Source organism: Bradyrhizobium sp. 482_C4_N1_8 (assembly GCF_052075965.1).
In the GTDB taxonomy this organism is placed as follows: domain Bacteria; phylum Pseudomonadota; class Alphaproteobacteria; order Rhizobiales; family Xanthobacteraceae; genus Bradyrhizobium; species Bradyrhizobium barranii.
Genome location: NZ_CP197231.1, coordinates 6,059,225 through 6,084,394, shown reverse-complemented (window position 1 = coordinate 6,084,394; position 25,170 = coordinate 6,059,225). Strand labels below are relative to the sequence as shown.

23 protein-coding genes are annotated in these 25,170 nt (G+C 65.1%); 11 read left to right on the top strand and 12 right to left on the bottom strand.

All coding sequences use genetic code 11. The annotated features are described in order from the left end of the window. Positions 1-8: 8 nt before the first annotated feature. The 4 genes from AB7Z56_RS29315 to AB7Z56_RS29300 all read right to left on the bottom strand — a co-directional run bounded on the left by AB7Z56_RS29315 (position 9) and on the right by AB7Z56_RS29300 (position 6,848). Positions 9-1,964 (bottom strand): PAS domain-containing sensor histidine kinase, encoded by a 1,956-nt coding sequence (locus tag AB7Z56_RS29315; protein ID WP_354177548.1) that lies wholly within the window; start codon positions 1,962-1,964, stop codon positions 9-11. A 168-nt stretch (positions 1,965-2,132) separates the two neighbouring features. Next, positions 2,133-2,549 carry a thioesterase family protein gene (locus AB7Z56_RS29310; protein WP_354177549.1) on the bottom strand — a complete coding sequence of 139 codons (417 nt, stop codon included), beginning with the start codon at positions 2,547-2,549 and terminating at the stop codon, positions 2,133-2,135. Beyond that, on the bottom strand, positions 2,536-5,679 hold the full coding sequence (locus AB7Z56_RS29305) for an efflux RND transporter permease subunit (RefSeq protein ID WP_441256691.1): 3,144 nt from the start codon (positions 5,677-5,679) through the stop codon (positions 2,536-2,538). Before AB7Z56_RS29305 ends, AB7Z56_RS29310 begins: the two co-directional genes overlap by 14 nt. Next, positions 5,676-6,848: an efflux RND transporter periplasmic adaptor subunit gene (locus AB7Z56_RS29300; RefSeq protein ID WP_208086000.1), complete on the bottom strand. Its 1,173-nt coding sequence runs from the start codon at positions 6,846-6,848 to the stop codon at positions 5,676-5,678. Before AB7Z56_RS29300 ends, AB7Z56_RS29305 begins: the two co-directional genes overlap by 4 nt. A 23-nt stretch (positions 6,849-6,871) precedes the next feature. On the opposite strand from AB7Z56_RS29300, the gene AB7Z56_RS29295 reads away from it, so the two are divergent. Next, the gene (locus tag AB7Z56_RS29295) at positions 6,872-7,276 is read left to right on the top strand and encodes a hypothetical protein (protein ID WP_085401748.1); all 405 of its coding nucleotides are present in this window, start codon (positions 6,872-6,874) and stop codon (positions 7,274-7,276) included. Between the two features lie 336 nt (positions 7,277-7,612). Here AB7Z56_RS29295 and AB7Z56_RS29290 read toward each other — a convergent pair whose 3' ends face one another. Beyond that, a complete protein-coding gene (locus tag AB7Z56_RS29290; protein ID WP_441256690.1) occupies positions 7,613-7,954 on the bottom strand; it encodes a hypothetical protein in 342 nt (113 codons plus the stop codon). Positions 7,955-8,259: 305 nt separating this feature from the next. Between AB7Z56_RS29290 and AB7Z56_RS29285 the strand changes: the two genes are divergently transcribed. From AB7Z56_RS29285 to AB7Z56_RS29240, 10 genes are all read left to right on the top strand, one after another. Beyond that, positions 8,260-9,045, top strand: a complete 786-nt coding sequence (locus tag AB7Z56_RS29285; RefSeq protein ID WP_441256689.1) for an alpha/beta hydrolase — start codon at positions 8,260-8,262, stop codon at positions 9,043-9,045. A 94-nt stretch (positions 9,046-9,139) separates the two neighbouring features. Then, on the top strand, positions 9,140-10,006 hold the full coding sequence (locus AB7Z56_RS29280; RefSeq protein WP_441256688.1) for an MBL fold metallo-hydrolase: 867 nt from the start codon (positions 9,140-9,142) through the stop codon (positions 10,004-10,006). Continuing rightward, positions 10,003-11,649 carry a malonate decarboxylase subunit alpha gene (gene mdcA / locus AB7Z56_RS29275; protein ID WP_441256687.1) on the top strand — a complete coding sequence of 549 codons (1,647 nt, stop codon included), beginning with the start codon at positions 10,003-10,005 and terminating at the stop codon, positions 11,647-11,649. Before AB7Z56_RS29280 ends, mdcA begins: the two co-directional genes overlap by 4 nt. A gap of 9 nt (positions 11,650-11,658) precedes the next feature. Beyond that, positions 11,659-11,976: a malonate decarboxylase acyl carrier protein gene (mdcC, locus tag AB7Z56_RS29270; RefSeq protein WP_063984275.1), complete on the top strand. Its 318-nt coding sequence runs from the start codon at positions 11,659-11,661 to the stop codon at positions 11,974-11,976. Next, the gene (locus AB7Z56_RS29265; protein ID WP_441256686.1) at positions 11,973-12,911 is read left to right on the top strand and encodes a biotin-independent malonate decarboxylase subunit beta; all 939 of its coding nucleotides are present in this window, start codon (positions 11,973-11,975) and stop codon (positions 12,909-12,911) included. Before mdcC ends, AB7Z56_RS29265 begins: the two co-directional genes overlap by 4 nt. Continuing rightward, a complete protein-coding gene (mdcE, locus tag AB7Z56_RS29260) occupies positions 12,898-13,620 on the top strand; it encodes a biotin-independent malonate decarboxylase subunit gamma (protein ID WP_014496335.1) in 723 nt (240 codons plus the stop codon). Before AB7Z56_RS29265 ends, mdcE begins: the two co-directional genes overlap by 14 nt. Beyond that, positions 13,595-14,275: a malonate decarboxylase holo-[acyl-carrier-protein] synthase gene (mdcG, locus tag AB7Z56_RS29255; RefSeq protein ID WP_441256685.1), complete on the top strand. Its 681-nt coding sequence runs from the start codon at positions 13,595-13,597 to the stop codon at positions 14,273-14,275. The genes mdcE and mdcG overlap by 26 nt, the downstream gene beginning before the upstream one ends. After that, positions 14,272-15,153 (top strand): triphosphoribosyl-dephospho-CoA synthase MdcB, encoded by an 882-nt coding sequence (mdcB, locus tag AB7Z56_RS29250; RefSeq protein ID WP_441256684.1) that lies wholly within the window; start codon positions 14,272-14,274, stop codon positions 15,151-15,153. Before mdcG ends, mdcB begins: the two co-directional genes overlap by 4 nt. Then, a complete protein-coding gene (locus tag AB7Z56_RS29245; RefSeq protein WP_208086004.1) occupies positions 15,150-16,100 on the top strand; it encodes an AEC family transporter in 951 nt (316 codons plus the stop codon). Before mdcB ends, AB7Z56_RS29245 begins: the two co-directional genes overlap by 4 nt. A gap of 9 nt (positions 16,101-16,109) precedes the next feature. After that, complete coding sequence (locus AB7Z56_RS29240) at positions 16,110-17,048, top strand: malonate decarboxylase subunit epsilon (protein ID WP_441256683.1); 939 nt, start codon at positions 16,110-16,112, stop codon at positions 17,046-17,048. 195 nt (positions 17,049-17,243) lie between these two features. Here the strand turns inward: AB7Z56_RS29240 and AB7Z56_RS29235 are convergent, their stop codons facing one another. The 7 genes from AB7Z56_RS29235 to AB7Z56_RS29205 form a co-directional block, all read right to left on the bottom strand. Beyond that, the gene (locus AB7Z56_RS29235; RefSeq protein WP_063986513.1) at positions 17,244-18,290 is read right to left on the bottom strand and encodes a helix-turn-helix domain-containing protein; all 1,047 of its coding nucleotides are present in this window, start codon (positions 18,288-18,290) and stop codon (positions 17,244-17,246) included. Between the two features lie 256 nt (positions 18,291-18,546). Then, positions 18,547-19,845 (bottom strand): biotin/lipoyl-binding protein, encoded by a 1,299-nt coding sequence (locus AB7Z56_RS29230; protein WP_208086005.1) that lies wholly within the window; start codon positions 19,843-19,845, stop codon positions 18,547-18,549. Positions 19,846-19,855: 10 nt separating this feature from the next. Continuing rightward, complete coding sequence (locus AB7Z56_RS29225; RefSeq protein WP_028155834.1) at positions 19,856-20,059, bottom strand: DUF1656 domain-containing protein; 204 nt, start codon at positions 20,057-20,059, stop codon at positions 19,856-19,858. Beyond that, positions 20,056-21,957: an FUSC family protein gene (locus AB7Z56_RS29220; RefSeq protein WP_063984267.1), complete on the bottom strand. Its 1,902-nt coding sequence runs from the start codon at positions 21,955-21,957 to the stop codon at positions 20,056-20,058. Before AB7Z56_RS29220 ends, AB7Z56_RS29225 begins: the two co-directional genes overlap by 4 nt. A gap of 153 nt (positions 21,958-22,110) precedes the next feature. Next, the gene (locus tag AB7Z56_RS29215) at positions 22,111-22,491 is read right to left on the bottom strand and encodes a response regulator transcription factor (RefSeq protein WP_038955794.1); all 381 of its coding nucleotides are present in this window, start codon (positions 22,489-22,491) and stop codon (positions 22,111-22,113) included. A gap of 100 nt (positions 22,492-22,591) precedes the next feature. Then, complete coding sequence (locus AB7Z56_RS29210; RefSeq protein WP_063984266.1) at positions 22,592-23,263, bottom strand: response regulator transcription factor; 672 nt, start codon at positions 23,261-23,263, stop codon at positions 22,592-22,594. Further along, positions 23,260-25,137 (bottom strand): PAS domain-containing sensor histidine kinase, encoded by a 1,878-nt coding sequence (locus AB7Z56_RS29205; protein WP_231144517.1) that lies wholly within the window; start codon positions 25,135-25,137, stop codon positions 23,260-23,262. Before AB7Z56_RS29205 ends, AB7Z56_RS29210 begins: the two co-directional genes overlap by 4 nt. Between the last annotated feature and the right edge of the window lie 33 nt (positions 25,138-25,170).

Sequence of the window (25,170 nt, the reverse complement as noted above, 5' to 3'; positions counted from 1 at the left end):
AGGCGGGGTCAGGCGTCGGCGTCCCGACCGGATGGCGGCGATGACGCCGGCGTCGCGATCGGCAGCGTAAACCAGAACCGGGCGCCGCGATCGGCGCCAAGGCCTTCGGCTTCGGTGCTAAGGCCTTCGGCGTCGATGCGGCCGCCATGCGCTTCGACGATGGACCTGCAGATCGGCAGTCCCATGCCCATGCCGGACTCCTTGGTCGTGAAAAAGCTTTCGAACACCCGGCCGGCATGTTCGGCGGAGATGCCGGGACCATTGTCCTCCACGGAGCAGCACAGGGTCGTCGCGTCCTGCGCGGCGGTGGTGATGACGATCCTGCCATGGTCGCGTCCCGCCTGCGTCATCGCCTGCACGGCGTTGATGGCCAGATTGACGATCACCTGCTGGAGCTGGGTGCGGTCGCCGAGCACGAGTGCAGCTTCCGTATCGGGCCGATGCAGGATCGTTACGCCGCGGGATTCCATCTCGTGGCGCAGGAACAGAAGCGCCTCGCGAATGACATCGTCAAGCGACAGAACGGCACGCTCCGGCGCCTTGCGCGAAGCCATCCCGTGAACACGCGCCACGATGTCCGCGGCCCGCCTCGTATCCGTGGCCATATTCTCGATTGTACTGCGGACCTCGGCCATGTCGGGAATCGGCCTGTTCAGCCAGCGCAGACCGGCAGCGGCGTTGGTCGCGATGGCGGCCAAAGGCTGGTTGACTTCGTGCGCGATGGAGGCGGTGAGCTCGCCGAGCATCGAGACGCGTGCCGCATGCGCGAACTCCGCCTGCACCTGCCGAAGCCTCTCCTGGGCGCGGACGCGTTGCGAGATGTCGATCGTGGCGACCAGGCTTATTTCGAGATCATTGATTGGACCGACGCGGGCCGTTGTGAAGAGAACGTCGACGACGCGGCCGTCCCACGTCACCATCTTGGTTTCTTCCTCGAAGTTCGTTTCACCGCGAAAGCGGGACTCCATGGCCCGCCGAAACGTATCCGGGCGTGCCTTCCAGGTGTCGGACATGGAACGCCCGACATAGCCGTCGACGCCTCCTCCGAACATCTGGATGGCCCGTTCGTTGGCTTCCTGAAACGAGAGCGCGTCCATGCAGGTCCGGAGAAAGTCGGGATGGCTGTCGAAATAGCTGCCGAGGTCCTTGATGCCCTCGGCTCGCAGCTTTCGGAACAGCACCACCAATCTGCTGGCGTCAAGCTGACGGAGGGCGATCGGCATGCGACCGAACAGGTGGCGGTACCGCTGCTCGCTCCGCTCCAGCTCGGTGTGGTCCTTCTTCTGGGCGGTGATATCCATGACCGCGCCGATGAACCGAAATTGTCCGCGCTCTTCCGACGTTCCACGGGCGACCACGCGAATGTGCCTGATCGAGCCATCGCTCAGGATCAGCCGATGTTCCAGGGAAAAGTCGTTCCTGTCGTTCGTGGCGCGATCGAGCGCCTCGCGTACGGCATTGAGATCGTCGGGATGCGTACGCTTCAGGATAGTGTCGAGCGACGGCGGCAACGTCGGCTCGAGATCGAAGATCCTGAACGTCTCTTCGGACCAGAACAGCTCGCCGCTGGCGACGTTCCAGCCAAAGCTGCCGGTGTGGCTGAGCTTCTGGGCCTCGGCGAGATAGGCGACCTGACGCCGCCGCAAGACGTCCTCTCGCTCGAGCCGGTGCTGCCGCCTGACCAGGCTCGCGATCGCAAGCAGCGACAACACGACAATGACGGCCAGCAGGGCGAGGGCGCTGGTGGTGAGGTCGATCCCAAGCAGGAAGCAAGTGAATGACAACACGCCGAGCGCGACGCCTCCCAGGACCCAAAGGGCGGGATGAGCGTAGCGCGAATGGTCGGGCCACGATGCGCGACAGAGCGTCCCCGTGTGACGGACCGTGGCGGGTTCCTTGCCTTCGTGAGCGAGTCCGGGCTGGGCCAGCAGATTGAAGAGGTCCAAGAGATACTCGCCGGGCATGAGACCAATTCCCGAGCCCGGATGTCCGGACGCGGGATGCAAGCGATGTACCGTACCGTGGAAAACCGGTCTTTTGCTTTTTCGCGGACCCTTTGTCAAAACGCACGGCGTCACCATGCGAGCCTGCGCCCAGATCCGGGATGTTGCCGCGGGAAGGATTCCGCGACCTTAGGCCAACGCCGCGGTGGGCCTCGTCACGCCGAAACGCCTTTCGAACTCGGCGACATCGACGACGCCGCGCCGATGGGTCCCGTCACCGATCTTGCGGCCGCCGTCCCAGGCCTCGACTTCGAACAGGACGCTCCTGGCTTCGACGGCGACGACCCGTGCGACCGCGCGCACGGTGCGGCCGACCGGCGTCGCCGCCAGATGACGGACGTCGACCATCATCCCGACGCTGACATAGCCGGTCGGCAGGGACGGCTGGATCGCCGATCCCGCCGCCATCTCCATGTGCAGGATCATCATCGGCGTGCCGTAGACTTCAGGCATTCCCGGCACCACGTGGCCGACCGTCATCTCGGCCGTGACGGTCACCAGCTTTTCCGCCGTCATGCCGACGCTCACCCGATCAAGCGGACTCATGGCCCAATCCCGCATCTACTTCGCTCGTGGAGGGGGTGGGTGTCACGGCCGCATGCGGCTTGCGCTTGGTGAACCAATTGCCGAGCCGGTCGAGATAGAGATAGACCACGGGCGTGGTGTAGAGCGTCAGGATCTGCGAGAGCATCAAGCCGCCGACGATCGTGTAGCCGAGCGGCTGGCGCAGTTCGGCGCCGGTGCCGTTGCCGAGCATCAGAGGCACACCGCCGAGTAGCGCGGCCATGGTCGTCATCAGGATCGGACGAAAGCGGAGCGTGCAGGCCTGGTAGATCGCTTCCTCAGGGCTCAGCCCTTGATTGCGCTCCACCTCCAGGGCGAAGTCGACCAGCATGATGCCATTCTTCTTGACGATGCCGATCAGCAGGATGATGCCGATGATGGCGATGACGCTGAGATCCATGTGGACCGCCAGCAGCAGCAGCAGCGCGCCGATGCCGGCGGAAGGCAGCGTCGACAGGATCGTGATCGGATGGATCAGGCTCTCATAGAGGACGCCGAGGATGATGTAGATCACGATCAGCGCCGCCCCGATCAGTAGCGGCGTACCGGACAGGGACGACTGGAAGGCCTGCGCGTTGCCCTGGAACGAGGTCGACAGCGAGGCGGGCTTGCCGGTGTCCTTCTCGATCTTCTGGACCGCCGTCACCGCATCGCCCAGCGCGACGCCGGGCCGCAAGTTGAACGAGATCGTGACGGAAGGAAACAGGCCCTGGTGATTGATCAGAATCGGCGCCGGCATGATGACAGTGTGGACCAGCGTGCTCAGGGGGACCTGCTGGCCGGTGGCTGAGTTCAGGTAGATATCCTTGAGCGCGTCAGGCCCATACTGGAAGGCTGGATCGACCTCCATGACCACGTGGTACTGGTTCAGCGAGGTGAACATGGTGGAGACGATGCGCTGACCGAAGGCGTCGTCGAGGGTGTTGTCGATCGTCGTGGGCAGGATGCCGAAGCTCGAGGCGACTTCGCGATTGACGGTGACCTGCAGCCTCGGGCCGGCATTGGCCTGGTCGCTCGCGACGTCGGTGACGAGATCGAGCGCGCGGATCTTCTCCAGGAAGATCGCCGACCAGTGGTTGAGTTCGTTGGAATCGGCGTCCGTCAGCGTGTACTGATACTGCGTCTTCGACAGGCGCGCGCCGATCGTGATGTCCTGGGCCGATTGCATGTAAAGCTTGATGCCCTGGATATGGGCGAGCCGGGGTTCCAGCCGCGCGATCACCTGGTCGGCGCTGGCCTTGCGTTCAGGCTTCGGCTTCAGGACGATGAAGATGCGCCCCTGGTTGAGGGTCGCGGTCGGGCCGCCCGGACCGATATAGCTCGCCACCGACTGGATCGCCGGATCCTTTGACAGGATGTCGACGACCGCCTGCTGGCGTTCGGACATGGCGGGGAAGGAGATGTCCTGGGCAGCCTCGGTGATGCCGACGATCTGTCCGGTATCCTGTTGCGGGAAGAAGCCTTTCGGGATGATCACATAGAGATAGCCGGTCAGCGCGATCGTCGAGAGCATCACGAGCAGCGTCACGAAACGATGGCGCAGCACGATTCGCAGGCCGCGCGCGTACAGCGCAAGCAGGCCATCGAAGCCGCGCTCGAACAGGAGATAGAGCCGGCCGTGCTTCCTGCGTGATTCGTCCTTCAGGAGGCGCGCGCACATCATCGGCGTCAAGGTGAGCGAGATCACCAGCGACAGCAGCAGCGAGGCGGTGATCGTGACGGCGAACTCCTGGAACAGCTTTCCGACGTAGCCGCCCATCAGGAACAGCGGGATGAACACCGCGATCAGCGACAGGGTGATGGAGACGATCGTGAAGCCGATTTCGCTGGAGCCTTTGAGCGCAGCCTCCATGGGCGTCATGCCCTGCTCGAGATGGCGCACGATGTTCTCGATGACCACCACGGCGTCGTCGACGACGAATCCCACCGCGATCGACAGCGCCATCAGCGAGAGGTTGTCGAGACTGTAGCCGAGTACGTAGAGGACCGCGAAGGTGCCGATCAGCGCCAGCGGAACCGTGATCGCCGGGATGATGGTGGCCCAGAAATTCCTCAGGAACAGGAATATGACCATCACCACCAAGGCGACGGTCAACATCAGCGTGAATTGCACATCGGAGACCGCGGCGCGAATCGTGGCGGTGCGGTCGGCGGCGATCGTCACCTTGATCGCCGGCGGAACGGAGGCCTGCAGCTGCGGCAGCAGTTTCTTGATGCGATCGACGGTTTCGATGACGTTGGCGCCGGGGACGCGCTGGACGGCGAGGATGACGGCGGGGTCCTTGCCGTACCAGCCGGCCAGCAGATCGTTTTCGGGCCCCTCGATCGCCGAGCCGATGTCGCGCAGCCGCACCGGCGAGCCATTGCGATAGGCGATGATGAGGGCTTCATAGGCGGAGGGCTTCAGCAACTGGTCGTTGGTATTGAGCGTATAAGTGACGCGCGGGCTGTTGAGCGTGCCCTTGGGCAGGTCGACATTGGCGCCGGCGATCACGGTGCGGACGTCTTCGAGGCCGATGCCGCGGGCGGCGAGCGCCTGCGGATTGACGCGGATGCGGATGGCGGGCTTCTGCTGGCCGCCGATCCCGACGAGGCCCACGCCCGGCACCTGGGAAATCTTGGGCAGCAGGATGTTTTCCGCGTAGGCATCGACCGTGGTCTGCGGCATCGACTCTGACGTCAGCGCGATCAGCATGATCGGCGTTTCCGCCGGATTCACCTTCCTGATCGTCGGCGGGTAGGGGATGTTCTGCGGCAGGTACGGGCTCGCGGCATTGATCGCGGAGAGCACGTCGACCGCCGCGCTGTCCACCGTGCGCGACAGCTCGAACTGCACCGTGAGCTGGGCGACGCCGAGTGCGCTGGACGAGGTGAGCTGCGTGACGCCGGGGATCTGGCTGAGCTGCTGTTCGAGTGGCGTCGCGACCGACGAGGCGATGGTTCCGGGGTCGGCGCCGGGCAGTTGCGCCGAGATCTGGATCGTCGGGTAGTTGACGTTCGGCAGCGCGCCGACCGGCAACAGGGGGTAGGCCGCGAGGCCGCACAGCAGCAGGCCCGCCATCAGCAGAGCGGTTGCAATCGGCCGCAGGATGAAGGGCGCGGACAAGTTCATGGGAGCGCGTCCTGCACGGAGCTTTGCAGGTCGGCTTCGCGCGCGGCCTTGCCGTGCAGTTCCCGAACCTGGCTTCCTTCCGTCAGCCGATACTGACCGTCGACGACGACGGTATCACCTGATTTCAGTCCCTGGTCGATCAGGGCCTGCCCCTCGCTGATCTGTGCGACGTGAACGGGACGCAAGGAAGCGGTCTGGTTGGGAGCGACGACATAGACATAGCTGCCGTTCGGGCCCTGCTGGACTGCGGAGCCGGCGACCGTCAGCGCATCCTTCTGAATCTTCAGCAGCAGCCGGGCATTCACCAGCTGTCCCGGCCACAGCCGGTGCTCGTGATTGGCGAATGTGGCCTTGAGCTGGACGGTGCCGGTCGTCCCTGCGATCTCGTTGTTGACGAGCAGCAGCGTGCCTTCGCCGAGCTTAATCTTGTTGTCCTGGCTGTAGGCGATGACCTTCAACTGGCCTTTTGCTTCGTGTTCCTGGATCACGGGCAGATCCGTCTGCGGAAGGGTGAACAGCAGCGAAATCGGCTCGATCTGGGTGACGACGACGAGACCGTTCGGGTCGGTCGGATGAATCACGTTGCCGACATCGATCTGGCGGACGCCGGTGATGCCGGGAATGGCCGATGTCAGGCGCGTGTAGCTGAGCTGGACGTTGGCCTCGTCGATCTGCGCCTGGTCCGCTTTCACGGCGGCCTTGAGTTGGGCCACCTGCGCGGTCTGCGTCTCGATCAGCTGCGGGGTCGCATAACCCTTGTCACCGAGTTTACTGTAGCGGGAGAGATTGGCTTCGGCATTGGTGAGTTGGGCCTGATCTCGGTCGCGATTGGCCGTCAATTGCTCGATCTGGGCCTCGTAGGGACGCGGGTCGATCTGGGCGAGCAGATCTCCGGCCTTGACGGTCTGTCCCTCGGTGAAGGCGATCTTGACGATCTGTCCCTGAATCTGGCTGCGCACGACATCGGTGTTGTAGGCGATCACGGTGCCGATGCCGCGCAGATAGATCGGAACGTCCTTGCCGATGACCGCGGCGGTGACCACCGGTACGGCCGCGGGCACCGGCGCGGCGGCGACGACCGGCTTCCGGTCCGCGGCGAAGAACCAGAGGCCGGCTCCGACGAGAATCGCGGCGAGAGCGACAAGCGCGATGGCGAGATTTCGTTTCATGAGACCGTCCTGGATGTCAGGGATTGCTTGAGCCGCTGATCGAAGTCGTGCTGCCCGTTGCGGCAGGGCCTTGCACCGGGACGGACGGACTGATTCCGGCGCCGCCGAGCTCGGTGGCTCCGAGCGGTATCCCGACGCGTCCGACCGTCGATGCTGAAGGCAGCGGAGGCGCCGCCGTGATGCTGCCGTTGCAGGTGACGGATGAGCCCCCGGACAGTCCGCCGCCGTCGAACAAGGCTCCGGACGAGGCGGTATTGCCGGATCCGGCACAACCCGCCGTGCTTTGCGCCGGATTGAGCGGCGAAATGCCGGGTGTTGCGATCTCGGTCGATCCCAGCGGAACGCCGACGGGCCGCGTGGATTGCGGGTTGAGCGGCGACGTCGCCAGCATGCCGGTGGAAGGCTGCATTCCCGGCATGGTCGTTTGAGCGGACGTCGCAGCCGGGACGAGCCACAGCATGCCGGCCGTGAGTGCCACGGCGAGCGGTATCAGGGTGAACCGGTGCGAGCTGGATCTTCCCGAGCCGACGTCGTTCGATGGGTGCTGCTCTCGCATGAAAAATGCTCCGGCTGAATGCTGTCGAGCACTAGAGAGGTGCGGAACGGTGGGGTATTTCCAGAACGCACGTCCCGCTACCCGGCAGCACGACGACAACGGGCATTCGACGCATCGTAAGCGGGCATTCGTCTTCGTTCGGCCGCGTCGCCGAGTTGCCTCGCCGATGACAGCGCCGTTGGCCGGCTTTGGCTTCGGCTCGCTTTCGCTATTTCAGAACGGCCCGCACATGCGCGAGTTCCCGGCTGCATGTGCCTGTGTCGCCGTTTTGTTCGGCGGTACGTGCGCGATCAAGCGAATCCAGCGCATCCGCGAAAACCGCTCCGCGGCCGCCTTCGGCCTCTGCAATCGAGCGAGGCGTCGGTTGATGACTGCGCAGCGCGCTGAGGCTCTCCCGCTGCCAGCCGTGGGCGCCCGCGTCTTTTTCTATGGCCTGATCCAGCTGGATCTGGGTTTTCGCGATGTCGTCCGCACAAGTGCCTGCACGCGCGGGCGAAGCTGCGCACAACAGGATGAGAAGCGCGATCTGGAGATTTGCTGTGGATGTCATGTGTCCGATCCCATGCATGGAGTTCAATCAGCATCAGATGCGACCTCTTGAATGCCAAAGCGGATCGTTCGTCTTTCGCGTATGAACGCCGGCCGTTCACAGTAATGAGAGGTCTGTACGCCTGACATATGCGCTGCGCTTTGAAGTGCGCGCCCTAGCTAGGCAGTGTCCCGAGGATGCGCGAGGAGCCGCTGTCTCGATCGGCATGTCCCGACGTGCGAAGTGGCAAGGGCCGTTGTTTGCCGAAATACGCGGGCAAGCGTCGACACTACTGTCGCACCATTCCAACCCGGAGTGATCCCGACATGAAACACCTCAACGCTGGCCTCGCCTTCGCTGCCACTCTCTCCCTGCTCGCGACCGTCGCCCCGGCGCGCGCTGAACCCCCGAAGAACATCGTCCTGGTGCACGGCGCCTGGGTCGATGCGTCCGGCTGGAAGCCGGTCTACGAGATCCTGGTCAAGGAAGGCTTCCGCGTCAGCATGCTGCAGGAGCCCGAGACGTCGTTTGGCGATGATGTCACTGCGGCGAAGCGGCTGCTCGATCTCCAGAATGGCCCGACGCTTCTGGTCGGCCACAGCTATGGCGGCTCGATCATCACCGAGGCGGGTGTTCATCCCAACGTGGTCGGCCTGGTCTACGTCGCTGCGCATGCGCCCGACGTCGGAGAGGACGAAGCGGCGCTGGGCAAGAAGACGCCGAGCGTCCTTGGAAAGACCGAAGGCGCCATCAAGGTCACGCCCGACAAATTCACCTATCTCGATCCCGTGCAATTCCCCAAGCTGTTCGCCCCCGATCTGCCGCGCGAGCAGGCGGAGTTCGAATCACGCTCCCAGGTTCTGGCCGCGACGCAGGTGTTCAGCACGCCGCTGACGGCGGCTGCGTGGAAGACCAAGCCGAGCTGGGGCATCGTTGCCGGCAACGACCAGATCATCAATCCGGATCTCGAGCGCTGGTATTACGAGCGCGCCAAGAGCCACACCACCGTGATCCCGGGTGCAAGCCACTCGGTCTACGAGTCGCATCCGAAGGAAGTGGCGGAGATCATCACCCGTGCCGCTCGCAGCATCGATCAACCGGCCACCCGCTGACGCGTTTTGCCGGTCCTGACGCACGGCCGGCAGAAGGAAGGACGGCGGGAGAGACAGCACTCCCGCCGGCCCGACTGCCCCTCCGGAGAATTCCATGAGCATGATCGAGACGACCGGCACGATCCTGGACTGGGACGTGACGACGGTGAAGCGGGCTGGACTGAGCCGCGATCTGCCGTCCGGCAATCCGGACCTGATGTGGGTCGCGAATTCGTCGACTTTGATTTACGGCGAGCGGGATGCCATCCTCGTCGACACGTTCCTCACCGCCGGGCAGTCGAAGACGTTGCTGGATTGGGTCGTGTCGCGGGAGCGAAATCTGACCGCGATCTACGTCACGCATGGCCACGGTGATCATTTCTTCGGCCTCGCGCCGCTGCTCGATCGCTTTCCGCGGGCAAGGGCCGTTGCCGTTCCCGAGGTTGTCGACGAGATGAAGACGCAGCTTTCGCCGGCATCGCTCGACGGTTTCTGGCGCAAGCGCTTTCCGGGCGAGATCGCACAGCGCCTGGTCGCTGCGAAGCCTCTCGAAGGCGAGCTCACGCTCGAGGGACATAAGCTCGTCGTCATCGACATGGGACGAACCGACACGGCGCGTTCCACCGCCCTTCATGTCCCGTCTCTCGATCTGATCGTCGCCGGCGACACCGTATACAACGGCATTCATCCTTATCTCGCCGAAACCGACACGCAGAGCCGGCTCGAATGGATCGCCGCGCTCGATCGGCTCGAAGCGTTGAAGCCCCGCTTCGTGGTGGCCGGACACAAGAAGCCGGAGAACGATGACGATCCGCGCAGCATCGCGGAGACCCGGCAATATCTGCTCGATTTCAACCGCCTCGACCAGGCGACGATTTCTCCGCGCGAGCTCTACGAGGCGATGCTCGCGCTTCATCCCGACCGTGCCAATCCGGGATCGCTCTGGAGCGGAGCCAACGCCGCAAAGGGGCCAAGGTCATGACGAGCTGGCAGAACAACCGCGCCGCGCGCGATGCCCGCATTGCGGCCGGTGCTGGACTTTCCCGCGGCAAGGTCGTGGAAGCATCCGACGCAACGCGCCTGCTGGAGGCCGTGATCCGGCCGGGCGACCGGGTTTGCCTCGAAGGCGACAACCAGAAGCAGGCGGACCTCTTGAGCCGCGCGCTGCTGGCGGTCGATCTGTCCAAGGTCAACGATCTGCACATGGTGCAGTCGGGCGTCGTTCTGCCCGAACATCTGGACCTGTTCGACCGCGGGGTCGCGAAGCGGCTCGACTATGCCTATTCCGGGCCGCAATCGGCGCGCATCGCGCGCATGCTGTTCGGCGGCAAGATCGAGCTGGGAGCAATTCACACCTATCTCGAACTGTTCGCGCGCTACTTCATCGATCTCACCCCGCACGTCGCCCTGATCGCCGCCGTCAGCGCCGACCGTGACGGCAACCTCTACACCGGCCCGAACACCGAGGACACGCCCACCGTGGTGGAGGCAACGGCGTTCAAGGACGGCGTCGTGATCGCCCAGGTCAACGAGATCGTCGAGACGGTTCCGCGGGTCGATATCCCGGCGGACCGCGTCCATTTCGTCGTCAAGTCCGACAAGCCGTTCTTCGTCGAGCCACTGTTCACGCGCGATCCGGCGGCGATCACCGAGGGGCAGATCCTGACCGCGATGCTCGCGATCAAGGGCATTTATGCGCCCTATGGCGTGCAGCGGATCAATCACGGGATCGGCTTCAGCACGGCCGCGATCGAGCTTCTGCTGCCGACGTTCGGCGAGAGGCTGGGCCTGAAGGGCAGGATCGCAACCCACTTCGCCCTGAATCCGCATCCCGCGCTCATTCCCGCGATCGAGTCCGGTTGGGTCCGGCAGATCCACTCGTTCGGCTCGGAGGTCGGCATGGACGAATACATCCGGGCCCGATCCGACGTCTATTTCACCGGCCCCGACGGCTCGCTGCGCTCCAACCGCGCGTTTTGCCAGACCGCAGGACTCTATGCCTGCGACATGTTCATCGGCTCCACACTGCAGATCGATCTCCAGGGAAATTCTTCGACCATCACAACCTCGCGCATCGCCGGGTTCGGCGGCGCGCCGAACATGGGCGCGGATGCGCGCGGTCGCAGGCATCCGAGCGAGCCCTGGCTGAAGGCCGGCGCGGAGGCCGATCCGGACAGCCCGGCGCCGTTGCGCCGGGGCCGCAAGCTCGTGGTGCAGATTGGCGAGACCTTCGGCGACAAGAACGTCCCGTTGTTCGTCGAGAAGCTCGATGCGATCGAGCTCGCCGAGAAGCTCAACCTCGAGCTCGCGCCGGTGATGATCTACGGCGACGACGTCACGCACATCGTTACCGAGGAGGGCGTTGCGAACCTCCTGTTGTGCCGTACGGCGCAAGAACGCGAGCAGGCGATCCGCGGCGTCGCCGGATACACCGATGTCGGTCGCGGGCGGGATCGCAGCATGGTTGCGCAGCTGCGCGAGCGTGGCGTGATCCGGCGGCCGGAAGATATTGGGATCAATCCGCTCGATGCGGATCGCAACATGCTGGCGGCGCGCTCGATCAAGGATCTTGTGCGCTGGTCGGGCGGGCTCTACGCGCCGCCGTCGAAATTCAGGAACTGGTGAGGACAGGCCATGGAAGATCTCAGCTTTCATCACCCGGTTCGCGAGCGTGCGGGCGGTATCAGGCAGAGCGCGATCGTGGGCGTGGTCGCCTCGGGCAATCTGGAAGTCCTGGTGGAGCGCGTCCTGCCGGATGCGGAATGCGCGGTCGAGATCAAAACCGCGGCGATGGGCTTCGGCGAGGTCTGGAGCGCCGTCATTGGCGATTTCGTCGAGCGCTATTCGCCCGGCGGGCTGAAATTTTCCATCAATGACGGCGGCGCGCGGCCCGACACGGTCTCGCTTCGGCTGGCGCAGGCGGTGCGATTGATCGCGGGGAGCGAGCAATGACCGCGCCGCTCCCGCACGTCGCCCCGGCCGAACGGGCCCGCAGCACGAGCTTCAACGAGGCATCGGCGCGGACGAGGCTTGATCTGCTGCTTGATGCCGGCAGCCTGGTCGAGTTCATCGGGCCGGAACAGCGCGAAGTCAGTCCGCATCTGGAGATATTCGGCCTTCCCGAGCAGTTCGATGACGGCATCGTCGTCGGCCATGGCCGGCTCGGCGGCGCGCCGGTATTCGTCGCCGCGCAGGAAGGACGTTTCATGGGCGGCGCCTTCGGCGAGGTGCACGGCGCCAAACTGCTGGGTCTGCTCCGCGCGGCGCGCGAGATCGGATCGATCCCCGTTCTGATCCTGCTCGATACCGGCGGCGTCCGGCTGCAGGAGGCCAATGCCGGTGAGCTCGCCATCGCCGAGATCATGCGCGCGGTGATGGAGGCGCGCAGTGCCGGCGTGAAGGTCATCGGCCTGATCGGCGGGCGCTCCGGCTGCTATGGCGGCGGCGGTCTGATCGCAGGCTGTTGCTCCGCGCTCGCCGTGTCGGAGGCGGGACGGATCGCGGTGTCGGGCCCCGAGGTGATCGAGACCAATCGCGGCGTCGAGGAGTTCGACTCCCGTGACCGTGCCCTGGTCTGGCGCACCATGGGCGGCAAGCACCGGCGGCTGCTCGGTGCAGCCGACGTCTTCGCCGATGACACTGTGCAGGATTTTCGCGAGGCCGCACTCGAGCTGATCGGGTTGATCGGCCCCTTCGGCCTCGACCGGCTCAGGGCGGAGCAGGGGCGTCTGGCCGACAGGTTGCGCCGCTTCGGCGCTTGCCAGGACGCCGTCGATATCTGGACCGTGGAAGGCGTTGCGCATGCGGAAACGGTGCCGGAATTGCCGGCCGACCAGTTCATTGCGCTCGCTAGCAGGATCGGGAGGAGCAGTCGTGACGCTCGATGACATTCTCGCTTCGCTGTTTCCCGACGGCCATGAGGTCAGGAACGATAATGGCGTCCTTGCCGGCGCGGCGACGCTGCGGTCCGGCGGCAGGATACTCGTGATTGGTGTTGCGGATCGGACTGCGCTCGGCGTCGACGAGGCGATCAGACTTTCCGCGCATGTTCTGGAGTCGATCGACCGGGGGAGCGGACCGATCCTGGTGCTCGTCGACAGCGACAGCCAGCGCATGAGCAAGCGTGACGAGCTGCTCGGGCTCAACGAATTCCTCGCGCATCTGGCGAAAGTGCTGATCCACGCGGACATGCACGGTCGCCCGACCATCGGTCTTCTCTACGGCCACTCGGCGGCGGGGGCCCTGCTTGCGACGGGCCTTGCGACGCGCGTGCTGGTCGGATTGCCCGGCGCCTCTCCCGCGGTGATGGATCTGCCGTCGATGGCGAAGGTCACCAAATTGTCGATGACCGCTCTTGAGGAGAAAGCCAAATCGACGCCGGTGTTCGCGCCGGGGCTTTCCAATCTCGAGCAGATGGGTGCCGTTCATATGACATGGAGCGACGCCACCTCGCTCGCAGACCAGCTGGAGGCGCTGCTCGCCGACATGCCGGCTGCGCGGGATCGAAGAGATGCGCTCGGCAAGGAGCGCGGTGGCCGGCCGAAGGCCGCCGATATCGCGGAGCGCGTTCGTGACCTTGCCCTGCAAACCCGCTGAACCGCCGGTCGGTCGCCACGACCTCGTCTTTGTCAGCCCGCAGGGTTGGCGCGCGATGATCGGGATGCGCGGCGATCTCGCAGCCGACCCGCTGGTTTCGCGTTGGTCCGAAATGGGATGGCCGACGATCAGGCGGCGCGCTCTGCCTAGCGAAGCGACCGGCCTTGCGCTCGGCCTGCCGTTGCCGCCCTCCGCCGGCAAGATGCGGCTGTCGTTTCTCGCGGATATCAACCACGTCACCTCGGTCGCGAGGCCGCCCGCGCTGCGGCAGGTGCGCGGCTCGGCGCCGCGCAACTGGTGGCCGACGCTCGATCGGCTCGACGGGCTCGCGCTTCGTCATTCGGTGGACGTGCGCGTGTTCGGCAGCCTCGCATGGCAATCGCTGACCGGGCTCGATTACGTGACCGCTCGTTCCGACCTCGATGTGCTGTTCGTGTTTCCCCGCGAAACCGATCTGGATCGGCTCGCCGCCGACGTGGCTGCGATCGAGACCGATGCGCCGATGCGGCTCGATGGCGAATTGATGCGTGCGGATGGTGCAGCGGTGAACTGGCGCGAATTCCATGCCGGCACGGACCAGCTTCTGGTCAAGACCATCGGGTGCGTAGCCCTGCTCGACAGGGATCGATTCATTTCGGGAGCGATGGGATCATGATCACAGCGGCCGCGCGAAGCATCGAACCGCTTGTTTCCAGCCGGGGGCAGATGGCGTCCGGTGTCCGGGCGATCGGCGGCTTCGCTGCCGATTGCCTCGCCATGGAGCTGGAAACCTGGCCCAAGCCGGGGCTCGTGAGCCATGTCGACAATGGCAGTCACGTCGACATGGATGCCGGCACGTTTCGTCGCAGCGCTGCGGCCATCAGGCCTTACCTTCAAAGCCTTGCCGAAGCGGGCGCGCTCGGTTGCGGCATGGGAGTGCTGCGGGTCATCGGCCTGGAGGCCGAACGGGCGATGCTCGAGGCGACCGCGGGCGTCAATACGCATCGCGGCGCGATCTTCGGTCTTGGCCTGTTGTGCGCGGCGGCGGGTGCGAGGGCCGGCGGGCTGGTAGATCCGGCGCGTCCGCTCGGCGACGTCGTGGCACGCCTCTGGGGCGCCAGCATACTCCACGGTCCGGTGTTGCTGCACAGCCATGGCAGCGCTGCTCGCCGCCGCTTTCGCGCAGGCGGAGCCCGTATCGAGGCGGCGAGCGGGTTTCCCAGCGTCTACCGGATCGGCTTGCCGGCCCTGCGGAGAACAATGCCTGCCACGCCCGAGGATGCGGAAGCGGCTCGGGTCGAAGCGTGCTTTGCCCTGATTGCGTCAGTGGAAGACACGAATCTGCTGCATCGTGGCGGGCTCGAGGGGCTTCGCTTTGCGCGTCGCGCGGCACGTCGCTTCATCGATGCCGGCGGCGTGCGCGCTCCCGGCTGGCGCGTCAGCGCGCGATGGATCCATGAAAGCTTCGTCGCGCGTCGTCTCAGTCCCGGTGGCTCGGCTGACCTGCTTGCGATGTCGCTCTTCGTCGATGCCCACGACGCGCCGGGGCCATGATGTCCAATGCAATCCTGATGGCGCTGGTGCCGGTGTTCTTTGTCCTGCTGCTGGGATACGCCGCCGGAAGGTTTCATGTCGTCGACAATCTCCATGTCGATGCTCTCAACGCACTCGTGATGGATTTCGCCGTGCCGGCGTCGCTGTTCGCCGCGACCGCCTCGGCGTCGCGCAGCGAGATGATCGAGCAGGTTCCGCTGTTTCTGGTGCTCGGCATAACGATGTCGTTGCTCTATGCCGCCTGGTATCTTGCCGCGCGCAGGTTGTTCAAGGTGTCGCGGCCCGATGCGTCGATTCAGGCACTCACGGTTGGCTTTCCAAATCTTGCCGGCGTCGGTCTTCCAATCCTGACATCCGTCGCGGGACAGGCGGGCGCCGTTCCGGTCGCCGTCGCATTGGCAACCGGTTCGGTCCTCATCAGCCCGGTGACCCTGATCATGGCGGAAATGGACGCCGCCAGGTCCCGTGGCGAGGAAATGGCGGCGCGGCAGATGCTGACGGCAGTGGGGCGCGCGATCACCAAGCCGGTCGTGCTCGCGCCCGTGTTCGGCATCCTGTTTTCGGTGTCGGATCTGAGCCTCGACGCGCTCGCTCATGCCTGCCTCGCGCTGATCGGGAGTTCGGCCGCCGGCGTCGCGCTGTTCCTGACCGGAGCCATCCTGTCGGCACAGTCGTTCCGCCTGAACTGGAAGATCGCGGCCGCAACCGTGGCCGCGGACGTGGTTCGGCCGCTCGCAGCCGTTGCAATCACTCACGTCTTTCCAATCGCTCCCGACACAGCGAGGACGGCCATTCTCCTCGCCGCGGTGCCTTCCGGCTTTTTCGGCATCCTGTTTGCGGTCAACTACCGGCTGGACTCCGCAGCGGTCGGCTCGATGGTCATTTCGAGCACCGGATTCAGCGTCGCGACCATGGCGGTCGCGATCGCCGTGCTCTTTCCGCACTAGGCGGCGATCATGACACTTGCGATCCTGTGCTCGGGACAAGGCGGACAGCATCGGGACATGTTCGCCCTGACGGGCGATGCGCCGGAAGCGACGCACCTGTTTGCACACGCGGCAACGTTGCTGGGCGGCAGGGATCCGCGCGATTTCGTGCGCAGCGAATCTGACGAGGCTCTGCATCGCAACCGGTCCGGCCAGATTCTATGCACGTTGCAGGCACTGGCCGCCGCTGCCGGGCTCGAGGACATCATTCCACATGGCGCCATCATCGCAGGCTATAGCGTCGGTGAGGTGGCGGCATGGGGCGTGGGAGATCTGTTCGAACCGGTCCTCACGCTCGACCTCGCAGTGCGCCGCGCGGAAGCAATGGACGCCGCCACCTGCGCCGGTGACGGGCTGATCTTTGTCCGCGGTCTTTCACATGACGATATTAAGCGCCTTTGCGAGCGCCACGGTGCGGCGATCGCCATCGTCAATCCAGGCGATGCCTTCGTGATCGGCGGTGGCCGGGCGGCATTGAACGGAATTGCCGGAGAGGCGAGGGCGATGCGTGCCACAAGGATCGTCGATCTGCCGGTTCGGGTTGCCTCCCACACCGGACGGCTCGCCGAGGCGTCGGTCGTGTTTCGCGAAGTCTTGCGGTTGGCGCCGGTGGCGTTCCCGTCGGCCGCCGGTGCGCGCATCCTGAGCGGCATCGATGGCGGTTCGGTCGTCTCCGCCGAGACGGGCCACGACAAGCTCGCCGCGCAGATCTCGCAAACCGTGCAGTGGGGAAATTGCCTGCAAAGCTGTCTCGAAGCGGGTGCCACGGCATTTCTCGAATTTGGACCTGGACATGCACTGAGCCGGATGGTTGCGAGCATCGAGCCCGGCCTTCCGGTGCGGTCGCTGGACGATTTCAGGAGTCTTCAGGGCGTGCGCAACTGGCTTGCGCGGCATCTCATCGACTGAAATGGCGACAGCATCGTTCCGGAATCGGACGGACGGCGCGCTCCGGATCGACGTGCGGCGAGGCAAAAAAAAGGGGCCGTCCTTGTGGGAAGGACGGCCCAATGCTCGCATGCCTGGGAGGAGAAGGCTCGAGCCGTGACTTGGGGTCTCAGTCACTAACACTGCCAGCATCGCCGATCCGGCGTGCAAAGTATTTCACGTCCCCACGCTGTTTCTCATTTCGCATGATTCACGAAGGTCCGCCGGCAGGACATGAGACACCGGCTCGCGTGACGGAACCGGGTCGCATTCAGCGAGCCTGGGTGACGCCAATGCGTTCCGGCTGGTGCATCGCCAACGTGCCGGCGTGTCGCCTGTCAGACGTTTGAAGACCGTCGAGAAATGCGCCTGCGTGCAGAAACCGACGGCCAGCGCCGCCTCGACCAGCGGCGTCTCGGTATTCGACAGGAGAGATTTTGCATGCTCGATGCGCTGTTGCAGGAGATACTCGCGCGGCCGGTATCCAGTCGCGGCGCGAAACTGCGCTGCGAAGTGCATCCGGGACAATCCCGCGACGCCGGCGAGGTCGGATAGGCTGATGGAGTGGTCGAAGCGCGCCCTGACATACTCCTCGACGCGTCGGAGCCGCCATTTCGGCAAGGCGTTGACTTTCGTACGCGGGGGCTCGCGCCGAGCGACGTGCATCACCAGCGTCTGGGCGATGCAGCACGCAAATTCGCGATCGGCCGAATGGCCTTGTTCGGTCAGCGCCTTTGCGAGCTGCTCGGCGAACGGGTCGCGCAACAGAAGGAGATCGTTCAGGCATTCGGGCGCGAGCGGCTCCGTTCCCTGCTGTGGAGATGGAAAGCAATTAGCCGAGATGTGGAAGTGCAGGAAATCGCACGGCGCAAGAAACTGCGCGCGGAGCGGCTTCGACGGCGCGCCGACATAGAGCGTGCCTGCCGGCATGGCGCCGTCGAAAATGGTCTGACTGCCTCTGGTCAGCTTGAGACGTGTGCTCTTCAGGGCGATCGAGAAGAAGTACCGGTCGGGAGGCGTCGTTGCATCCTCGCGCCTGACGGCCGTCTGGGCATAGGTAAAGCGCGAGATCGTGATGTCCTCGCGCGCGACGCCCGCGCGTTGCTCGGGCTGGCGCCATTTTCGTTCGTGGGGGAATGCGCGTGCCCCCTGAGAGAAATCCGGTTCGCGGGCGCCGGGTTGATGTGTCAATCGGGCGCCGGCCGCTTGCATATCGGTGAGCATCGTTCGTCCCGTCTTTTGGATTCCGCTGCCGCCGTGACGGCTGCTGAATGCCATTGGTTGACGCTCGAACGATATGTCTGATGCCGCCACAAGGCCCGTTAGCGTTGCTGAAATCGTGTTAGATTTTGCGAAAGCTGCAGGTGCGTCGGAACGTCGCGAAATTCCGAATTAAGCAAGAAGAATCAAAGGCCTGCGCTGTGAGTTCCGATGTTGCGGCGCGATGCAGCTCTCTTCAGGTCGGGCGATCTGACCGGATTCAGGGAAGGCGTGGCGAGGCATCGATGCCGGGGGTGAGTCCGGGCGCGATCTTCTCCGCCGGCGGAATTGCGGGCACCCGCGCGTAGGGAAGCGCCGTCACCTCGGGAGGCTGCTGGGATGGGGATTGGAGGCAGTTGGGGCGCGGCGGATCTCCTGCGCCGAACACATCAAACATTGGGTCCACGAAGGTCGTGCGGAGCCGATGAGGCCAGGTCTGGCGATCGACCGCATTGGGCTGCCGGATCGTCACCGTGGCCGTCATGCCGGAGACCAACGGCACGCCCGGCGGCACCGTGTCGATGGCGACCCGAACCGGTATGCGCTGTGCAAGCCGCACCCAGGTGTAGATCGGGTCCACGTTGGGCAGACCTTGCGTGCCCGCCGCGGCGTTTGACGGGCTGATGCCGCGGGTCACGGTTTTCACATGTCCCAGGATCGGCTTGGAGTAACCGATGAGCTGTGCCTCGACGCGATCGCCGACGCAGACATGCGCCATCTTGGTTTCCTCGAAATAACCGTCGATCCAGAAGCTGTTGGAATCGATGATGGAGACGTTGGTGACGCCGGTCAGCGCATAGTCGCCGACGCGTAGCAGGAGATTGGTGACATAGCCGTCGACGGGGCTGAGCACATTGGTGCGCTTCAAGTTCAATTCCGCCTGTGCAAGCTGGTGAGCGGCCGCTGCGTAGGCGGCCTTCGCCTGCGAGGCGTTGCCGGCGAAGATCTGCTGCTCCTCTGGCGTCGTCGCGAGGTCGGACAGACGCCGGCGCCGGTCGGACTCGGCCTGCTTCACCTCCAGGTCCGCCGCCCGCTGGTCGACGAGGGCCTTGCCGATGCGGACGGCTACGTCGAAGTCGAAGGGATCGATGACGTAAAGCACGTCACCCTTGTGGACGAACTGGTTGTCGGCCACCCGCAGCTCCACGATTTTGCCTGCGATCTGCGGCGCGACATTGGCGACCTGCACGCGCACGCTGCCATTGCGCGTCCAGGGCGCGGTGACATAGTGCTGCCAGGTTGCAACCGATATCAGGATGGCGACCAGGGCGATGGCAAGGGTGGCAAAATGCTTGCCGACGCCGGCCATGAAACGCCCGGCGGCCTTGCGCAGCGAGCGCGTCAATAGCGTCGCCTGACGGGAAGCTTCGCCATCGTTCGCGGCGCGGTCGCTGGTCGCGTGCGCCGCGGCCTCCGTCGGGCTGGAACACGCGACGGCGTCGGCTGCGTCCGCCCATGCTTCGGCTGAAGATTCGGGGTGGGGCGGAAAGGCCGCATCTCGAGGCAGAGCCGCGTCCATGACTTTCTCCCTAGCAAAAGAGCGCGAGCAGGCCGAAGATCGACACGTAGAGGCAGAGCTCGGCCAGCGACGGGTTGCTGAAGATTCTTGTAAATCCCACGAAGCGCAGCACCGGGCGGAGCAGCAGGAATGCGAGCAGCGCCGTGGCCGCATAGGACACGATCGGGGCGATCAGCACGCCGCCCACGACGAGTTCACGATAAGTATTCGTCACGGATGCGTCCCCTGGCCGGAACCGGCGAAACTCCGCCATGGTTCGAGGACGATGCTGGCCGGAACGAGCGCGGCGAGCACCGGCTCGACGGACAGGTTGCTTTGGGCAGCCGTCTGGCGCAGCGCCTCGGCGGCAGTCAGGATTGCGCCTCCATCGCGTAGGGTGAGCGCGGCTCGCGCGGCGCGCACCGCGTTGCCGAGTGAGGTCTCGGCCAGGCGGTCCAGTTCGGCATGGCACCGTCGCAGCACCACGGCCTCGTCGAAGCAGCGCAGCGCTTCCGCGACGACCCGAGGGGGAGGTGCCGTGGCGCCGTTCGTCGTCAGGATCTGCTCGATCCGGGCGGCATCGCGAAACGCGGCTTCCTCCGGCGCGAGATGCCGGGCTCGCCCGGAATCGAGGCGGCTCAGCTCGCGATGGGCCTCGTCCAGCAGCAGCCGGATCCTTCGTTCGCCGGACAAGGACGGCAGCAGGAGCTGCGCCGCGAAGACCAGAACCGAGGAAAGCTGGGCAAACAGACACGTCACAAGGAATACGTCGGGGTCGTAGCTCTGCGGATTGCTCGGTGCGAGAATGACAAGCGTGAACACGAGGGAGAGCCGGCCGAGCGGCGGCAGGACGCCGCTCGGCCGCGTGATCAGCAGCGCTGCGCCGATCACGAGAGGCGCAAGGCCGATCGCCAGCAGTTGGAACTCGGATACGCCGTTGAAGACGAGGTATTTCAGGACGCCGGCGAGCAGGCATGCGATCGGCATGGCAAAAACCGCCAGTGTCGTGAAGGCGCGCGGATCCGGAGCCGTCGCGCTGAGGCCGATGATCACTGCGGCAAGCGAGAGGCAGAGCGCGGTGGTCGGCCATCCCGCCATCACGAAGATGATTGCAATGAGGATGAAGTGGATCGCGGCCCTGACGCCGGCTGCCGCTGCAATGCGAGGCGAGCGGTAAAGCGGCGCGCGCCATTGCCGGAGTGGATGGTTTCCGGCCCGCAGCGCCTCGAGGCTGTCGCGCACGTCTGCATTCCTGCGGATGATCTGATCGCGCAGATGGGTCCGGCAGATCGCGATCAGGCCGGAGGCGTCGGGGTTTCGGTCGTCCCGGGACGTCGCGGATGCGGCCGGCAGCGCGGCAAGCGTACGGGCGTGCGCGAGCTCGCTCACGAGGCCCACCATCGCGGAGCGTGCGGCTGCGGTTCTGGCCGGGCCGCTGATCGACTCCGTGACGAGGCTCGCGATCTCCGGATGCAGGGCCGCGACATCGCGCAACATGTCCGCAGCAGCGGTCGCGGATGAAGCTTCACCGCGGACGGCGCGTTGCGCGAACTCCGTGACCCGGCGATGCAGTGTTTCGAGACGGCTCGCCAGAACCGGATGATAGTCAGGCGCGGCGAGCACCTCGTTGACCAGAGCGACTGCGAGGACGCCGATGGCGATGGCGGCGCCCCGGGCGACGCCGGTCGGAAACACCTGCAACGGGCTGTCGATCTGCTGAATGGCAATCAGGGCAACGGTGATGCAGCTGAGAGCCGCCGCATAAGCGCGATTGCCGTCCAGCATCCCGGCGACGTAGACGCAAAGTCCGACCCAGATCCCCAACACTGCGGGCAGAAGCGCGCCGGTTTGGGAAAAGGTGCCGGCGATGGCGATCGATGCGATCACGCCGATGGCGGTTGCGAGCAGCCGATAGCCCGCCTTTTCCATGCCCTGCGCGCGCGTGGGCAGCGCCAGGATTGCCACGGTGACGGCTGCCGACGAGGGGGATTCGAGTTCGAGCCAGAAGCTCACATAGAGTGCGAGGAGCATTGCCAGCAGGACGCGCAGCGCGAATGCCCAGGAACTCACCGGAAAGCCGGCGAAGACCCGCGGGCGGATGTCGTCGGCAGCGCTGGTGGCGTCCCCTGGCAATTATGCTCCCTCCATGCGCGGCAAAGCGTGCGGCCTGCCGGCGTCGCGAAATCAAAGGGGAGCATGAGCTGTGCCGGCGGTATTTTCGGTCCATCAACCTGCTTTCGGGAACGCACGCCGGGAAGGCGCAGTTTGCCCGAGCCGGGGGCCCGACTATTGCGGCGCGTGGCCCGCCAGGGCCTCTTCGAGGCGGCGGATGATCTCGTCGCCGCTGGACGGCTTGCCGAGATAGCAATGCGCGCCAGCCGCCATGACGCGCTGGCGCACGGGTTCGCTGGGGAAAGCGGTCATGAAAATGATCGGGAAATGGCGGCCGGAGGCAACCAGGCGCGCCTGCAATTCATCGCCGGTAATGACCGGCATCTGAACGTCGGCGATCATGCAGGCCGGATCTTCTCCCGCCGGTTCCCGCAGGAAGGCGACGCCGGACTCGTAGGCGTGGGCTTCATAGCCGAGCGAACGCACGAGGCTCGCCAGCGACGCGCGCACGCCTTCGTCGTCGTCCACGATCGCAATCACCGGGGTTTTGGCCATTGGCACACATCCTGACCGCTGTGTTCCGCAGGGAGGATATCTCCCATTGGGCGGCCGATGGGGCCTTATGCACCGTGCGGCAGTCCCGCCGGAATTATACTCAGGTTTGGTCCGTAGTCTTTCGGTTCTGGGAAATCCCGAGCGCTTCGGCCTTGCGAACGAGGTCGGCCAGCGAGCGGACCTCCATCTTGCGCATGACGTTGCCGCGGTGGATCTTGACGGTGATCTCGCTGAGGCCGATCAGGCCTGCCACCTGCTTGTTCATCAAGCCGGCGGTCACATGGCCCATCACCTCGCGCTCGCGCGCCGTCAGGCTCTCATATTGGATGCGGATATCCTCCTTCGTCGCGGCTTCCGCGCGGCGCTGCGCATCGCGCTCGAGCGCTGCCGTCACGGCGTCGAGCATGTCCTGATCGCGAAACGGCTTGGACAGGAAATCCACGGCGCCAGCCTTCATGGCGCGCACCGACATTGGAATGTCCCCATGACCGGTCATGAAGATGATCGGATATCTGATGCCCTGGCGGGTCAGTTGCCCCTGGAGATCGAGGCCGCTCACGCCCGGGAGCCGGACGTCCAGCACGATGCAGGCCGGTTTGTCGGGCATGACGCCGCCAAGCAGCTCGGCCGGTGAGCCGAACAGGCGTGTCTCGAGGCCGACGGATCGGAACAGGCTGTCGAGCGAGGCACGAATGCTCGCGTCGTCATCAACGATGATGACGACTGCACTGGAGGATTGGGCCGGCGGTTGCACTTGGTTTGGTCGTGTCATGGCAAGGCGTGTTCTTGGCTAAATGGCAGTGTCAGGTGGAATGTCGCGCCCGAGCCCGGAGAGCTCTCCACGGACAATCGGCCGCCGTGAGCTTCCACCGTCGTTCGGCAGATCGCAAGTCCCATGCCCATGCCGCCTCCCTTGGTGGTGAAGAACGGATCAAACAGGTGCGGCAGGTCGTCAGGCTGGATGCCCGGGCCGCTGTCCTCGACCGTGATGGCGAGATTTTCACCATCGACGGTTCCGGCGCGCAACGTGACGGTGCGGGAACCCGGCCGGCCTGACATGGCCTGGCCGGCATTGATCAGAAGATTGACCAGGACCTGCTGAAGCTGGATCCGGTCGCCGCGAACCGGCGGCAGGCCATGCTCCGTCTTGACGATGAGGGTGACGTCGTCCTTGACGAGCTCGCGCGCGACCAGGAGGGTCGCTTCCTCGATGATCTCGTCGATCTGCAGCAGATCCTGCTGGGTAGGGGCCTTCTTCAGGAAAGTCCGGATGCGGGTCACGATCTCGCTGGCGCGGCGGCCCTGAGCAACGACGTGACCGATCGTCGTCGCAACTTCCTTGAGATCGGGCACGTCGCGGCGCAGCCACCGCAAGCCGGCCTCGCCGCTGGTGACGATCGCTGCCAGAGGCTGATTCACCTCGTGGGCAATGGACGCGCTGAGCTCGCCGAGGGTGGCGACGCGCGCGGCATGCGCCAGCTCCGCCTGCGCCGCGAGCAGCGCATCCTGTGCCTGCTTGCGTTCGGTGATGTCGATGACGAAGGCGAGCACGTTGCGATCTCCGTCGGGCTCAGCCGGAAAGGTGATCGTAAACAGGACGGGAACCTTGCGTCCGTCGAGGCTCACGAGATCGGTCTCGCCTTCGTGGAACCGCTCTCCTTCCGCGAATGCGACCAGCGCGCCGAGGAAACTGCGGTCGTTCTCCCCCAGAAGCCTGTCCACGTTCGCGATGAAGGCCGCAGAGCCGCTTGCTCCCGCCATCTTCTGGAGGGCCGGATTGACGTCGGAGATTCTGGTGAGCTGGCGGGCATGCCGCACGAATTCAGGATTTCGTGCAAGGTAGTCCCGCAACGTGGCGCCTCCGGTCTCCAGCGAATTCAGCGCGGTCCGCACTGCGCTCCAATCCTCCTCGACGACGCCGACCCGGCTTGCGTCGAACATCCGGCGGTATCGCTGCTCGCTCTGCACCAGCGCGTTATGTGCCGCGACGCGGTCCGTGACGTCGGTGTGGGTTTCAAGGACTCCAACGGGTTTGCCGAGATGGTCGTGCTGGAGCGCCCATCTTGCATCGACGGTGAGTGCGCCGCCGGCCTTCGTCCGCTGCTCCAGCCTGCCTTCCCATCGGCCGATGTCGAGCAGGCCGGCCTCGATGGCCTCTCGCCGGTCGGGATATTTGGTTCTCAGCAGCGCGTCGGCGAGTTGCCCGACCGCCTCGTCGGCCGACCAGCCGTAGGCCTGTTCCGCGGCCCTGTTCCAGAAACTGATCACGCCGCCGCGATCCCTGACGAAGATCATGTCATGCGAGAGATTGAGCAGGCGCGCCTGCGCCGCGAGGCGCTTCGTCGCCGCCTGATTCTGGAGCGCCAGCAAGGTCGTGATTCCGATGGCTGCGAGGCTCACCAGCGCACGAAGGGCAGGCGAGGCGATCGCCTCCAGATCGTGCGACAGTAGATAGGCGGTTATGGTCAGGACGCTGCAGCCGACAGCGGCGGCGATGATGTCGTTAAGCCGGTGCGTCCTCGCCGCGAGCAGGATCGCAACCACGTAGAGAACCGCGACCGCGCCCTCGAGCGGCGTCAGCACATCGACCAGGAAAACCGCGAAAGCGAGGACGGCAGACCAGAAGCGCAAGCCGGCGCGGCTCATCGATGAACCCGTGGCCCGATCAAGACTGGTCAT

Excerpts from the sequence above, each read along its gene's own strand:
- AB7Z56_RS29315 (WP_354177548.1), bottom strand. The coding sequence starts at position 1,964 with ATGCCCGGCGAGTATCTCTTGGACCTCTTCAATCTGCTGGCCCAGCCC.
- AB7Z56_RS29310 (WP_354177549.1), bottom strand. The coding sequence starts at position 2,549 with ATGAGTCCGCTTGATCGGGTGAGCGTCGGCATGACGGCGGAAAAGCTG.
- AB7Z56_RS29305 (WP_441256691.1), bottom strand. The coding sequence starts at position 5,679 with ATGAACTTGTCCGCGCCCTTCATCCTGCGGCCGATTGCAACCGCTCTG.
- AB7Z56_RS29300 (WP_208086000.1), bottom strand. The coding sequence starts at position 6,848 with ATGAAACGAAATCTCGCCATCGCGCTTGTCGCTCTCGCCGCGATTCTC.
- AB7Z56_RS29290 (WP_441256690.1), bottom strand. The coding sequence starts at position 7,954 with ATGACATCCACAGCAAATCTCCAGATCGCGCTTCTCATCCTGTTGTGC.
- AB7Z56_RS29285 (WP_441256689.1), top strand. The coding sequence starts at position 8,260 with ATGAAACACCTCAACGCTGGCCTCGCCTTCGCTGCCACTCTCTCCCTG.
- AB7Z56_RS29280 (WP_441256688.1), top strand. The coding sequence starts at position 9,140 with ATGAGCATGATCGAGACGACCGGCACGATCCTGGACTGGGACGTGACG.
- mdcA (WP_441256687.1), top strand. The coding sequence starts at position 10,003 with ATGACGAGCTGGCAGAACAACCGCGCCGCGCGCGATGCCCGCATTGCG.
- mdcC (WP_063984275.1), top strand. The coding sequence starts at position 11,659 with ATGGAAGATCTCAGCTTTCATCACCCGGTTCGCGAGCGTGCGGGCGGT.
- AB7Z56_RS29265 (WP_441256686.1), top strand. The coding sequence starts at position 11,973 with ATGACCGCGCCGCTCCCGCACGTCGCCCCGGCCGAACGGGCCCGCAGC.
- mdcB (WP_441256684.1), top strand. The coding sequence starts at position 14,272 with ATGATCACAGCGGCCGCGCGAAGCATCGAACCGCTTGTTTCCAGCCGG.
- AB7Z56_RS29245 (WP_208086004.1), top strand. The coding sequence starts at position 15,150 with ATGATGTCCAATGCAATCCTGATGGCGCTGGTGCCGGTGTTCTTTGTC.
- AB7Z56_RS29240 (WP_441256683.1), top strand. The coding sequence starts at position 16,110 with ATGACACTTGCGATCCTGTGCTCGGGACAAGGCGGACAGCATCGGGAC.
- AB7Z56_RS29235 (WP_063986513.1), bottom strand. The coding sequence starts at position 18,290 with ATGCTCACCGATATGCAAGCGGCCGGCGCCCGATTGACACATCAACCC.
- AB7Z56_RS29230 (WP_208086005.1), bottom strand. The coding sequence starts at position 19,845 with ATGGACGCGGCTCTGCCTCGAGATGCGGCCTTTCCGCCCCACCCCGAA.
- AB7Z56_RS29215 (WP_038955794.1), bottom strand. The coding sequence starts at position 22,491 with ATGGCCAAAACCCCGGTGATTGCGATCGTGGACGACGACGAAGGCGTG.
- AB7Z56_RS29210 (WP_063984266.1), bottom strand. The coding sequence starts at position 23,263 with ATGACACGACCAAACCAAGTGCAACCGCCGGCCCAATCCTCCAGTGCA.
- AB7Z56_RS29205 (WP_231144517.1), bottom strand. The coding sequence starts at position 25,137 with ATGAGCCGCGCCGGCTTGCGCTTCTGGTCTGCCGTCCTCGCTTTCGCG.